At 38.2% G+C, this 13,541-nt stretch carries 13 protein-coding genes; 8 read left to right on the plus strand and 5 right to left on the minus strand.

Going from position 1 to position 13,541, the window contains the following annotated elements; all coding sequences use genetic code 11:
• Window positions 1-597 precede the first annotated feature (597 nt).
• From rpiB to tsaB, 8 genes are all read left to right on the plus strand, one after another.
• Window positions 598-1,032, plus strand: a complete 435-nt coding sequence (rpiB, locus tag AC0N32_RS01705; RefSeq protein ID WP_476392154.1) for a ribose 5-phosphate isomerase B — start codon at window positions 598-600, stop codon at window positions 1,030-1,032.
• A 333-nt stretch (window positions 1,033-1,365) separates the two neighbouring features.
• A complete protein-coding gene (rnr, locus tag AC0N32_RS01710) occupies window positions 1,366-3,516 on the plus strand; it encodes a ribonuclease R (RefSeq protein ID WP_476392155.1) in 2,151 nt (716 codons plus the stop codon).
• A complete protein-coding gene (locus AC0N32_RS01715; RefSeq protein WP_476392156.1) occupies window positions 3,516-4,040 on the plus strand; it encodes a hypothetical protein in 525 nt (174 codons plus the stop codon). The genes rnr and AC0N32_RS01715 overlap by 1 nt, the downstream gene beginning before the upstream one ends.
• Window positions 4,041-4,237: 197 nt before the next feature.
• Window positions 4,238-4,924, plus strand: coding sequence for a LysE family translocator (locus AC0N32_RS01720; protein WP_476392157.1), 687 nt, complete (start codon window positions 4,238-4,240; stop codon window positions 4,922-4,924).
• Window positions 4,921-5,856, plus strand: coding sequence for a S66 peptidase family protein (locus tag AC0N32_RS01725; protein WP_476392158.1), 936 nt, complete (start codon window positions 4,921-4,923; stop codon window positions 5,854-5,856). Before AC0N32_RS01720 ends, AC0N32_RS01725 begins: the two co-directional genes overlap by 4 nt.
• A gap of 55 nt (window positions 5,857-5,911) precedes the next feature.
• Complete coding sequence (locus AC0N32_RS01730) at window positions 5,912-6,283, plus strand: YraN family protein (protein ID WP_476392159.1); 372 nt, start codon at window positions 5,912-5,914, stop codon at window positions 6,281-6,283.
• 123 nt (window positions 6,284-6,406) lie between these two features.
• On the plus strand, window positions 6,407-7,156 hold the full coding sequence (locus AC0N32_RS01735) for an SDR family NAD(P)-dependent oxidoreductase (RefSeq protein ID WP_476392160.1): 750 nt from the start codon (window positions 6,407-6,409) through the stop codon (window positions 7,154-7,156).
• A gap of 78 nt (window positions 7,157-7,234) precedes the next feature.
• On the plus strand, window positions 7,235-7,924 hold the full coding sequence (tsaB, locus tag AC0N32_RS01740; RefSeq protein WP_476392161.1) for a tRNA (adenosine(37)-N6)-threonylcarbamoyltransferase complex dimerization subunit type 1 TsaB: 690 nt from the start codon (window positions 7,235-7,237) through the stop codon (window positions 7,922-7,924).
• Window positions 7,925-7,964: 40 nt separating this feature from the next.
• Here tsaB and porW read toward each other — a convergent pair whose 3' ends face one another.
• The 5 genes from porW to AC0N32_RS01765 all read right to left on the minus strand — a co-directional run bounded on the left by porW (window position 7,965) and on the right by AC0N32_RS01765 (window position 13,306).
• Entirely contained in the window at window positions 7,965-10,577 is a 2,613-nt protein-coding gene (gene porW, locus AC0N32_RS01745) for a type IX secretion system periplasmic lipoprotein PorW/SprE (protein WP_476392162.1), read from the minus strand.
• A gap of 87 nt (window positions 10,578-10,664) precedes the next feature.
• Window positions 10,665-11,219: a Maf family protein gene (locus AC0N32_RS01750; RefSeq protein ID WP_476392163.1), complete on the minus strand. Its 555-nt coding sequence runs from the start codon at window positions 11,217-11,219 to the stop codon at window positions 10,665-10,667.
• A gap of 10 nt (window positions 11,220-11,229) precedes the next feature.
• A complete protein-coding gene (locus AC0N32_RS01755) occupies window positions 11,230-11,748 on the minus strand; it encodes a KdsC family phosphatase (RefSeq protein ID WP_476392164.1) in 519 nt (172 codons plus the stop codon).
• Window positions 11,749-11,769: 21 nt separating this feature from the next.
• On the minus strand, window positions 11,770-12,525 hold the full coding sequence (locus AC0N32_RS01760; RefSeq protein WP_476392165.1) for an SIMPL domain-containing protein: 756 nt from the start codon (window positions 12,523-12,525) through the stop codon (window positions 11,770-11,772).
• A 28-nt stretch (window positions 12,526-12,553) separates the two neighbouring features.
• The gene (locus AC0N32_RS01765) at window positions 12,554-13,306 is read right to left on the minus strand and encodes a Rossmann-like and DUF2520 domain-containing protein (RefSeq protein WP_476392166.1); all 753 of its coding nucleotides are present in this window, start codon (window positions 13,304-13,306) and stop codon (window positions 12,554-12,556) included.
• Window positions 13,307-13,541: the final 235 nt, after the last annotated feature.

Consider the following 13,541-nt stretch of genomic DNA (forward strand, 5'->3'; position numbering starts at 1 on the left):
TGCAAACAGTGCACATACGCACTCTCCCACTGGCAGCCCCATTTTTATCGTTGATTTTTACTTTCACAAATGTAAGATTTTAAATTTTTCGAATTGCCGCAACCCGGGAAAAGTTTTCAGAAAAGTTTCCCGCAAACCCAACAAACAACTATCAACAATTTTTTTCTCTTTAAAAAAAAGAATATGTCATTGTTGTTGAGTGTTGTGAATTTAGGGGATAAGTTTTTGTTAAAATTTTCATAACACTTAATTTGATATTCAATTCACATTTTATTTACATTGTAATTTGTTGTAAATCTGATTTTTCAGACGGTTACTAACAAATATTGATAACTTTTCCCCAATTTCCTTTATTGATAAGTGATTTCGGGAAAAACTCAGCAATTCGTGCAAAAAAGTTTTTTGAAAATTTTAACAATTTTTTTGGTCGGATATTTCATTACACATTTTTCCAATGTTACGAAACATTTATTTTGCAAGAGTTATCCACAGTTATTCACAATGCTTTTCACAATTTACTCCCGAAAGACTAACAGACATTGTTATTATTCTTACCTTTGTTAGGAAATAAATCTGGAAAGACTAAATAAAACGGTTATGAAAAGAAAAATTGCGCTGGCAGCTGACCATGCTGGTTTCGAATATAAAGAGATTGTGAAAAACTATCTTTCGGAAAGGTTTGAGATTCAGGATTTTGGAGCGTTTTCCACAGACAGTGTGGATTATCCTGACTTCGTGCATCCCGCAGCGACTTCAGTGGAAAATGGAGAGAATGAACTGGGAATCTTATTCTGCGGAAGCGGAAACGGGGTTCAGATTACCGCCAACAAACATCAGAAGATCCGTTGTGCCTTGTGCTGGATGCCGGAGATCGCTTCCCTGGCGAGACAGCATAATGATGCCAATATGATTTCAATACCTGCACGTTTCATTTCAAAAGAATTAGCAATCGAAATCGTTGAGAAATTCCTGTCTACGGATTTTGAAGGCGGCAGACACCAGAATAGAGTTGATAAGATCGCTTACTGTTAAAATTTAAAGGCTTGTAAATCAAATTACAAGCCTTATTTATTTTTTATTTTGTATATTTGCAGCGTCCGACAGAAGTTACCATCTGTCATTTCCATTAAACCTGTTATCATATTTAATAAAGGTTTTCCCCTACACTTCTCCATTTTTGTATTAAATTTATAAGATACTAAGATTCTTACCATAAAAAATCTGGAAAGAAAATTGATAGTAGTGTATTAAATTAGTACAACATATATCTTTTTACAACAAACAATAATTATCGATGAAATTCTACAGGATTTTCAATACCAATCGATAAAAGTTGAAGGAGAGAAAATTTAAACTTAAAAATTAATGAAAAAGAAAAAATATATAAGTCAGAAAAATGACCATAAACTACAGGAGATCGGAAGGTTGATCCTTAGGTTTATGAATGAAAATTCCACGAAAGTTTATAACTATAAGCAAATTTCAGACGGAATTGATTATAAAAATCCAAGACAACGGGAGCTTGTCATTCAGGCTCTGCACAAATTGCAGGCTGCTGAGCGAATAAAAGAGACGGAAAAAGGCAAATACATCGTCAATCTTAATATCAAAGGAACTTTAACGGGAATCATTGATTTTAACCAGTCAGGAAACGCTTATGTGAATGTTGACGGGTTGGAAGACGATATCTTTATCCATTCCAAAAATGTAAAAGATGCCTTACAGGGTGATAAAGTCTTAATCGTTACCTACACTTATAAAGGCAAAAAACTTGAAGGCTCAGTACTGGAAGTGCTGGAACGTACAAGAACAGAATTTGTAGGAACCCTGCAGGTGGTTCCTCACAAGGATTTTGGATTTGTCGTTTGTGATAAAAAGACCATCAACACCGATATTTTTATTCCGAAAGGAAAATTCGGAGGGGCTGAAGACGGAAATAAAGTCGTGGTAAAAATGACGGAATGGAAGCCTGGCGACAAAAATCCTGAAGGAGAAATCATACAGGTTCTGGGTGCTCCGGGAGAGCATGAAACAGAGATTCATTCTATTCTTGCAGAATATGGTTTGCCATATCAATTTCCTGAAGAAGTGGAAAGAGATGCCGACAAAATCGACCGTAGCATCAATGATGAGGAAGTAGCCAAACGTTGGGACATGCGCGGGATCACTACTTTTACAATTGACCCTAAAGACGCAAAGGATTTTGATGATGCCCTGTCCATTCGGAAACTGGAAAACGGAAACTGGGAAATAGGCGTTCATATTGCCGATGTTTCTCATTACGTGGTTCCGGGAACCATTCTGGATGATGAAGCGTATCAGAGAGCAACATCAGTATATCTGGTAGACCGTGTAGTGCCGATGCTTCCTGAAGTATTGAGTAATGACGTCTGTTCACTTCGTCCGCATGAAGATAAATTTACATTTTCAGCGGTTTTTGAACTGGATGATGATGCTAAAATTAAAAAACAGTGGTTTGGAAGAACCGTGATTCATTCCGACAGGAGGTTTACCTATGAAGAAGCCCAGGAGCGAATTGAAACAAAAGAAGGCGATTATCAGGAAGAAATCAATGTTCTTGATCGATTGGCTAAAATAATGCGTGCAGAGCGTATCCGCCAGGGTGCGATCACTTTCGACAGAAGCGAAGTACGATTCAATCTTGATGAAAACAACGAACCAATCGGTGTATACTTTAAAATCAGTAAAGATTCCAATCACCTGATCGAGGAATTTATGTTGCTGGCAAATAAGAAAGTTTCCGAATTTGTTTCATTAAATAAAAAAGGAGATATTAGTCAAAATACCTTTATTTACAGGGTTCACGACGATCCGGATCCTGCGAAATTAGAGTCATTGAGAGATTTTGTTTCAACATTCGGATATAAAATGGATTTGGCCAATACCAAAAAAGTAGCAGAATCATTGAACAGGTTATTGCACGACGTTAAAGGAAAAGGCGAAGAAAATATGATCGAAACCCTTGCGATGAGAAGTATGAGTAAGGCCGTATATTCCACAGAACCGATTGGGCATTATGGACTTGGTTTCGATTACTACAGCCACTTCACCTCTCCGATCCGACGTTATCCCGATCTTATAGCACACCGGTTGTTGCAACATTATCTGGACGGAGGAAAATCACCGAATAAAGCTGAAATCGAAGAAAAAGCAAAACATTGCAGCTCCATGGAACGCCTCGCTGCTGATGCGGAAAGGGATTCTATCAAATTCATGCAGGTGAAATTCATGGAAAAACATTTGGGAGAAACATTCACGGGTGTGATTTCGGGTGTGGCGGAATTTGGTTTCTGGGTAGAAATTCCTGAAAACGGTGCGGAAGGTCTGATTAAACTGAGAGATCTTGTTGATGATTCCTATTCATACGACGCCAAAACTCATGCGGTATATGGCATGAGACACGGAAAAAGATACCAGCTCGGAGATCAGGTACAGATCAAGGTGGTGAAAGCCAATCTGATTCAGAAACAGCTGGATTTTAAGATTGTTGAATAATGACCAAAATTGATAAATACATTGTTTTTAGTATTCTCAATGTGGTTTTATTTTTTACTGTGATATGTATCACCGTATTTAATTTTTATTGGTTTGTCATTATAATCATTTTTTTAGCTTTTTGTTCTAATATTTTAATTAAAAAGAATATTATAAAGCTTAAAGATCATGATAAAACCTACTTTTTTGCAGTGACTTTTCCGATGATTATCAATATTTTTTTTATCATCAACTATATAACAGGCCATGATCCACAGAAAGAAACGTACTGTTATAAGAATAAGATTGCTAAAGTTGGAGGAAGAGGAAGTAATGAGAGAGGAAAAACAACATATATTTATTTAAGCGGAAATGCTTATGAGTACTCATATATGACCCGAAGCTTTTTTATTGACTATAAAAGGATGTTATTTAAAAATCAGATTGTCTTTACATTTGAGAAAGGTATTTTCGGCCTTAAAATCAGAAAAGACTATGAATTTATCTACAGCGAAGACTGCTTGGAAGAAGGTAATTATCATTAATTTAAAATAATTTACAAAATTCCGTTTTACATATCTTGTGAAACGGAATTTTTTTTAGTTTAAAAAGATCAGGATCCGGATTAAAATTATTTTAAATAAAGCTTTTCTCAAATCCTGAGTTATTGAATAATTAAATCAAAAGTTTAAATTTGTATAAATGAATGAAAATGTCGACTTTTCATTTAAAAAATTACTTAATGTTTGAACTTATATTATCTGCCGTCGTATTAGGATTCATGCTGAGTCTGGTTTTTATAGGACCCATTTTTTTCCTTTTGATCGAAACCAGCTTCTCCAGGGGGCCGAAACATGCATTAGCTTTGGATATCGGAGTAATTTCGGCAGATCTTCTCTGCATATTGGCCGCTTACTACGCAAGTGCGGATATTGTAACATTAATCGATAAACATCCCGGATTTTATAGGATTACGGCCATTCTCATCTTCGTATACGGAATTGTGATGATGGTCACGAAAACAAAAATGCATATTCCTGGGGAAGAAAAATTTATCAATCAGAATTACTTCAAAACCTTCATCAATGGCTTTTTCTTCAATCTTCTGAATGTTGGGGTTATCCTTTTCTGGCTGGTAACGGTAATTTCCGTGCGAAATCAGTATCCCGACACCGGCAATTTTATTTTGTACATCGGCACCGTGATCGCTACTTATCTCTGTATCGACCTTGCGAAGATTTTTCTGGCCAAACAGTTTCACGACAAGCTTACCCAGAAGCTGGCCAATAAAATCAGAAGAATTGTGGGCGGAATACTTATTGTTTTCAGTTTCTTTATATTTCTGCAGAGTTTTAAAAAATTCAACCAGTTTGACAGAAGACTTGAAGAGGCAGAAAAAACCGAAGTAAAATACCAGAGACAGAAATGAAAAAAGTAATATTTCCAAAATCACTCCATAAAGGCGATAAAATTGCCATCATCTCTCCTGCCGGAGCTGTAGAAGCTTCCCAGCTTGAAAATGGAATTGAAATGATCAGGAATAAAGGATACGAACCAGTTTTTGGAAAACATCTTTACGGCAGTTTTAATAAAGGTTATCATTATGCCGGTACCGAAAAGGAAAGAATCGAAGATATCAACTGGGCTTTCAGCGATGATGAAATTTCAGCGGTATGGGCTTCGCGCGGTGGTTATGGGTGCCAGCACCTGCTCGAAAATATGGATCTGAAAAATTTTAGGAAAAATCCGAAGTGGTACATCGGATATTCTGATAATACGGTAATTCAAAGTTACCTTTTTAAACATGGATTTGCTTCAATTCATGGGCAAACAATTAAAACATCAAGTTTCGGGGTTACAGAAGAAAGCTATGATCTTGTTTTCGATGTTTTAAATGGGGAAAGACTGGAATATGAGCTTAATTCCCATAATTTAAATAAAACGGGTTCATGTGAAGGACAATTGGTCGGAGGCAATTTAGCACTTGTTTATGCGCTTCTGGGAACCAAGTATTCATTTAAATATAAAAACAGAATTTTATTTATAGAGGATATCGGGGAAAATTTCTATGCGCTCGACCGAATGATGATGAGTCTGGAACTTGCAGGCGTTTTCAGAAAAATTAAAGGTTTAATTATCGGTGGTATGACCAATATGGGCAATCAAAAGGAAAATACTCATTATGAAGACAGCTTCGATGAATTTGCTTATCAATTAATTTCTGACCAGATTTCAAAATATGATTTTCCTGTAGTTTTCGGATTTCCGAATGGTCATATTAAAGATAACCGACCTTTGATTATCGGCGCAAAAGTGAAAATGGAGGTTAAGGAAAAGGTTAAGATTGAATTTGAAAATTAAATGTTTTTTATAAATAAACTTAAAACTCTCAAACGCTCAACACTCCTACCCAACCATGGCAAAACACAATGATTTAGGAAAAAAGGCGGAAGATTTAGCCGCAGAATTTTTACTGAAAAACGGCTATAAAATTCTGGCAAGAAATTTTCGTTTTCAAAAGGCGGAAATTGATATTATTTCAGAAAAGGACAATTTTATTGTCGTCTGTGAAGTAAAAGCCCGCTCCACGGATATTTTTAATCTTCCCCAGGAAGCGGTCAACAAAAGGAAGATAAAACTGCTGGTTACTGCAACAGACCACTACCTACAAGAATCAAACATAAACAAAGAAGTACGTTTCGACATCATCTCCGTGCTTCCCGATGAAAAAGGCAATTTAAACTTAGAACATATTGTCAATGCTTTTGAAGCATTCGACGCTAATTGAAATGTAATAATTTATCAGTGTAACAATGTAACAATTAAATATGTAGAAGATTGATGTATCTGTCACTGCTAGACTGTTACACTGATAAATTGGCACATTGTTATATTTAAAATTAAAATTTTTATGAAAACGATATTAATTACCGGCGCAACGTCCGGAATCGGAAAATCTACAGCAGAACTTCTGGCCAGACAGGGCAACAGAATCATCATCTGCGGACGAAGAAAAGAAGTACTCGAGTTGTTAGAAAACGAATTATCTCAATTCACCGAAATATTTAGTTTAAATTTTGATGTCAGAAATCTGGAAGAAGTCGAAACCGCTATCCACTATCTTCCGGAAGAATGGAGAACGATCGATGTCCTGATCAATAATGCCGGAAATGCACACGGCCTCGACCCTCTTTCTGCAGGAAAAACAGACGACTGGGATTCGATGATCGACGGAAATGTAAAAGGACTTTTATATGTCTCAAAAATGATCATTCCAGGAATGAAGGAAAGAAATTCGGGGCACATCGTAAATATCAGTTCCGTTGCGGCAAGACAGACGTATGCCAACGGAGTTGTGTATTGCGCAACCAAAAAAGCAGTTGATGTGATTTCAGAAGGAATGAGAATTGAGCTGACCGAATTTGGGATCAAAGTGACAAATATTCAGCCGGGAGCCGTGGAGACGGATTTTTCGGTAGTCAGATTTAAAGGAGATCAGGAGAAAGCAGCTACGGTATACGCCGGATACGAACCTCTGAAAGCGGAAGATATTGCAGATTCTATTGCTTACTGCGTCAATGCACCAAAGCATGTCTGCATTTCGGACATGACCATCTACCCTTCTGCCCAGGCTGAGCCAAGGACGATTTACCGAAAATAATCTTAAAATAAATACCTTAAATTTGCACGATTATTCTAATGAAAGCAAATGATTGCCTGCTAAATTGTTATTTTTAAAATGAAAATATTACACATTGAAACCTCCTCCAGAAACTGCTCGGTAGCCATATCAGAAGATGAAAAGCTATTGTGTCTTACCGAAGAAGTTTCAGAAAACTATAAACAGTCCGAGAGTCTTCACTCTTTCGTGGAATGGGCTTTGGAAGGAGCCGGAATTTCACTCAAGGATATCGAGGCTGTATCTCTGGGAAAAGGCCCCGGATCTTACACCGGCTTAAGGATTGGTGCTTCTTCTGCAAAAGGATTTTGCTACGGATTGAAAATTCCTCTGGTCGCCGTCAATTCCCTCGATACTATGATAGAGCCTTTTCTGGACAAAAACTACGATCTGGTGATACCTCTGGTAGATGCCAGACGAATGGAAGTCTATACGGCTGTTTATGAAGGAAAAACCGGAGAAATGATCTCTGATACGGAGGCGAAGATCTTAGATGAAACTTCATTTGAAGAATTTAAAGATAAAAAACTGATTTTTGTGGGTGACGGAGCCAAAAAGGCTAAAGAGATTTTACAGCTCCCGCGTGCCGATTTTGACGAAGAGGTCTACCCTTCCGCACAATTCCTGATCAGAAAAACATTAGAGAAAATCAATCGGAAAGAATTCGAAGACATCGCGTATTTTGAACCTTTCTACCTAAAAGATTTTCATGGGGTCAAAAAAAAGAAGCCCTCCGACTTGTCTGACTAACTATAGAAAAAGCGAAGAAATTACTCTTCGCTTTTTTATTTTACTGTGGTTTCGAAGGAATCGAATCTAATTGCATCTGCTGATTATTTAGATTCCCCTTTCTCTGTGGCCGGTTATTATTCATTTTCTGTGGCTGCGACGATTGAGATTGAGGATTGTTCATCTGCCCGCTGCCAGGTTTAGCAGGAGGACCGTTGGTGTTGAAGGATTGTGAAGTCTGCTGCTGAGCATTATTCACATTGTTTGTGTTGTTGTTTTGAACCATCACATTTCCTTTGTTGTCAGTAGCCTGAAAAGAGATGTCAGATTTCAGGTAGTTCAGCATTTCCTTGGCCTTTTCGCCTTCAGGAGTTTTGCCGTAATTTAAAGCAATCTGTTCCAGCTGAAGAATCATCACTTCCTTTCCACTTGCCTTTCCGGAATTGAAAGCTCCCAGCAGGTAAAGCTTCGGAACCAGTGCATCCTTAGGATACTGCTGAATGGTTTTATCAATGAGGTCTTTACTTTCGGCAAACTTTTCAGATTCATATAAAGCAAAAGCCTGTTTGTACTGACTTTCCACATCTGCTGAAGATTTTACGAAGGTATTGTTCTTTGGATTTCTGGCAAATTCTGCGTAGGAAGTGTACGGATAATCGGTTAAAAGAATCTGTTTTGCACGTGCGGCAGCCTGCGGATTTTTTTCATGATTCATCGCAAAGATCTCATATAAAGCCTGCAGCATTACTTTTTCTTCAGGTTTTACATCCACAAGATCATACAGGGTCTTTGTCGCTAATGGAGTGTTGGTAAAGTAATTCTGATACATGACGCCAAGTCCTAATGAAGCGGTATCCCTGTCTTTTTTCAGCTGGCTGAGCTTTGCGGCATCAGTAGGAAGCTGCTCTATATAAAAAGCAGGTTCAAAACGTCTCGGATTCGGGGCTGTCGTAGTTCCCAGCGCATCATTTTTCAGATCTTCGATAGTCGCCATTTTCTTGGAGAACCGCCAGTTGTCTACAAGCGCCCTGTCGCCCCAGGTCTGTTTAAAGGTCTGGGTTCCTTTGGAAACCGTTCCTGTATTGCTGAAATAAAAACCTCTTTGTGTCACCCCGAAATCTTCGAAAGAATTTGAACTGTTGGCAAAAATAGAAGTCGCATTGTAATCTCCCGTATCAAAGCCTTTGTTTCTCTCAGCACGTCTTCTTTCCAGCTCTTCCTTATCTTCTTTTGCTTTAATTTTAGCAATGTATTTTGTGAAAAAGTCAGTTTTCTGTTCCGTTGACATCTTTGCCAGGTTCAGGATGCTGTCGTTCTTTTTGATCTGATAATAATTCTTTGAAATCTTTTTGATGTAAACGGATTGATCTGCTAAAAGAATTTTGGATGGTTCATAGGTCATCACGGCTAAAGCCGAATCATAATAAGCTCCTGCCCCGATATAGTCGTTTTTATCAAGATATCCCTTCCCTATTTCATAATAAGCAAGACCACGGATCTGTCCGTCGGAAACTTTCTCCTTCAGTGATTTTCTGAAATATTCCTGGGCTTCGTCTTTTTTTCCGGCTTTGTTGGCCATGAGTCCCAAGGCATAGTAAAATTCATTCTTTCTCGATGCGTATGTTCCTTTTTTACTGATATCTTCAAGGTATTTTCGGGCTCCGCTATAGTCTCCGTTTCCGTTAAAGGTTTTTGCGATTTCGATCTGTGATTTTACTTCAAACTCGAAGTTGTTGGCATATTTATAGGCGGCGATAAAGCTTTCCCTCGCCTTTTCATTCTGATTTAGACCTTCCAGTACCTGCCCTCTCAGATAAGCAATTCTGCTTTTAAGTTTTCGGTTGCTGTTGAGCTCAAAGGCATTGTCGAGTTCTTTTATCGCTTCTTCTTTTTTTCCTGCATCCAGAAGGGATTCGGAATAATAGATGCTTAATAGTTTTTCGTACTGCCTGTCGATCTTTTCACTTTTCAATTTAGCGAAAGTTTCGTGGGCTTTATGATAATTTTTAATCTGATCGTACGCCAGACCCTGATAAATTCTTGCCAGAGGAATTCTTTTATCATCTTTCATGTGGGTGAACACATAATTTAGTGCATCCAAAGCTTCCAGAGATTTTCCGCGGTAAATTCTTGCCTGGGCGAGAATCATATAAGCATCAAAAATCTGTTTGTTTTGCTCCTCACCGTGTTTAATGACCGAATATTTATTGATGGCCTTTAAAGCCTTTGCCTCAGCAATTTCCAGGGTGGTTGCCCCTTTTTGCTCGGGCTGGCTCGGGTCTTCGGAAATGGTGTTTCCGGGCGCATTATTTCCAGGCATTCCTGGGGGCATTGCAGGCGGCCCTCCCCTTTTATTGCTGTTATTCTGTGCCGGACGGTTTACTTCCGCGATTTTCATAGAATTTTCAGCAAAAGACTGAGACTGTCCCAGATCACTTCCCAAAGGCTGATCTTCATACGTAAGAATAGGAATATAGGGCGCATAAAAATTGTCCTTATGGGCCTTGTCTCTGGTTTCAAACTCATTATTTAAGGCATCTTTTGCATTAAATAATGTATTGTAGTATGTCGAAAATCCTTTCATGAACTTCGATCGCTGCTCGGGCTTCTTGGTTTTCGTAGCGCAAGAGGCAACAATACAAAGGGTTAAAAGGAATAAAATATTTTTTTTCATTATTTCAATATAACTCGCTAATCCACTTTTTATTATAAAGCGGTTTGATAATTTTGTAAAAATAATAAAATTTTATTTTGAAACTCGTTATATTTCTTTCAAAATTTTGTAAACCAAATGGGTAGGAAGTCCCATAATCGTGTAAAAGCTTCCGTTTACTTTTTTTATTTTTGCCATTCCCAGCCACTCCTGAATTCCGTAGCTTCCGGCTTTGTCGAAAGGTTTGTAGTGCTGGATATAATATTCTATTTCATTATCATTAAGATCATCGAACTCCACATCGGCAAGGTCTGTCTCGGTGATTGTTTGGTCTGAGGTTTTAATAGTAATCCCGGTGTATACCTGGTGGGTTTTTCCTGAAAGGGATTTCAGCATTTCTCTCGCATCATTTTCGTCTTTAGGTTTTCCCAGAAGCTGGCTGCCGATGGCTACCACGGTATCTGCGGTTAGAAGGACTTCTCCCTGTTCAAGGGAACGGAATGCATCCGCTTTCAGCTCAGAAAGATAGCCGGCCGCCTCTCCTACTTTTATATGTTGCGGAATAATCTCTTGACAGTCAATTTTTACAACCTCGAAGGTAAAACCCAGATTCGTTAGTAATTCTTTTCTCCTTGGAGATTGTGATGCTAATAATAATTTCATTGATAAATGCTTAAATGGATTGCGTGTTGTCATCGTGCCATTTTCCCTGCACCTTCATTACCTGTTCAATGACATCACGTACGGCCCCGCTCCCACCTTTTATGGGAGAAATATAAGTGGCAATTTCTTTGATTTCCGGAACGGCATTTTCAGGGCACGCCGCAATGGCGGAATTTTTCATGATATGAAGATCAGGAATATCATCGCCCATGGTAAGGATTTCTTCATTGGTAAGATTGTATTTTAATTTAAAATCTTCAAAATCTGCCATTTTATCGTGAGATTTTGCATAATAATCTTTGATCCCGAGATAATTGATCCGGTGTTTCACCATCTCATCGTTTCCTCCTGTGATGACGCCGATCAAATAATTGTTTTTTAAAGCTTTTACGACCGCATAGCCGTCCAGAACATTCATTACCCGGGACATATTTCCACCGGGCATCAGGTAGACGCTTCCGTCCGTAAAAACGCCATCTACATCAAATACAAAAGCTTTAATATCTTTTAATTTTTCTTTATAACTCATTTAATTTTAAAATATAATCGTCTAATCGAGGTTATAGGTAAGTCTTACGGTGATCCTTGCCGATTTTTCCTTACTTGAAGTGTCAAAATTCCCGCCATAGCTGTCTTCATCCGTAGATCCTTTTGCGGTAATCTGAAATACGCCCATCGATGCATCTTTGAGTTTGCCCAGATCGCCGTCGGCACTTTTCACAATTTTTTCAGCCCTCTGTCTGGCATCTTTTGCTCCGGCTTCGATTAAATTATGTTTCAGTGAGGCAAGATCGGAATACGTGTACTGAGGTGAAGCCGGCTCAAATTGTACTCCGTTGTTGATGAGTTCTGCGGTTTTATCGATCACGCTTTCGATCTTTTTCATTAGTGCCGGATTTTTTTTAGCCCTGAAAAATACACTTTGGGTAGCTTTGTAGCCGTCAAAAATATCTTCGGACTTTTCCGTACCGTCAGACTCTTTCGTGGTTACCGTACGGAAAGATCTTGAAAAATTGACACCGCCGAAAGTAAACTCCCCGGCTTTGAAACCTTTGCTGTAGAAAAAAGCTTTTACCTTTTCTTTATCCTGGGAAATGATGTTGTACGCTTCTTTCGCATCAAAAGCACTGGCATCAAAACTTCCGCTCCAGCTGATTTCGTCCGAAATAAAATCTTTGGAACCCAGGCCCGTAACGGATATCGTGTCCTGCTTTAAATTCCTGTTTTTAAAACTTGAGCCTAAAATAAGTGCCGTAATGACAATGGCTGCCCCTATAATGAGGGAGCGTATTATGTTGGTATTCATTTTTTCGGTTTTTCTCAAAGTTAAAACATTATGGCAATTGATACATCTTTTTGATGGAAAGATTCATCGTTTTATAAATCTCCAGGCTTTCGTCTTTTAAGAGCTGTTCGTGCAGTTCCAGGATTCTTTTGTCGTTTCTTACGGCCGGACCGGTCTGTGCATCTTTCGGATCTATTTTGTGGATTTTCTGAACGGTTTCGTCAATCAGCGGTAAAAAATAATCGAACGGAATTTCCTGTGCATACGAAATTTCTTTCGCCCTGGAAAAGAGATGATTGACAAAATTACAGGCAAATACAGCAGTCAGATGGATATATTTCCTTTTTTCGTGAGTGCTTTCCATCACATTTTCTGAAATCTTTGAGGCAAGACTGAAGAGAATGTGTTGGTCTTCCTTATTTTCGGCTTCTATGAAAAAAGGAATTTTAGAATAATCCAGTGATTTGGATTTGGAAAAGGTCTGTAAAGGATAAAAACTTGCTTTGCGGTAATCTCCTGACAAAATTTCTTTGGGAAGCGACCCTGAAGTATGAGCGACCAGACAATTTTTGTTTAAAATCATTTCCGAAACAGCTTCGACGGAATTATCACTTACACAGAGGATGTAGAGATCCGCATCCTCAAGTCGATCTGTAGAAAAAGGGATATTTAATTCCTGCGAGATTTTGCTCATCTCTTTCTCATTCCTTCCAAAAATCTGGGTTAAAGGAATATGATTCAGAACAAAAGCTTTTGCCAGATGATAGGCCACATTTCCGGAACCGATAATTACAATTTGCATCTAACAAAGATAAGATTTAGGCAGAAGATAGGAGAGGGTGGCAGCATTTTTTTGATTTAAATTAAATTTTAATTAGGTAATATATTTGGCGTACAGATGATGCTGTCAGGTACAGATTGTCATCAGGGAAATTAAATTTTGCAACGCTTTTCAGTAATTGATTTTTAAATTTAAAAAATTCATAATTATTTCAGTACAGACAGCACAAATTTAAGGAACATAATGGTGAAAGGAT

Source organism: Chryseobacterium endophyticum (assembly GCF_056333165.1).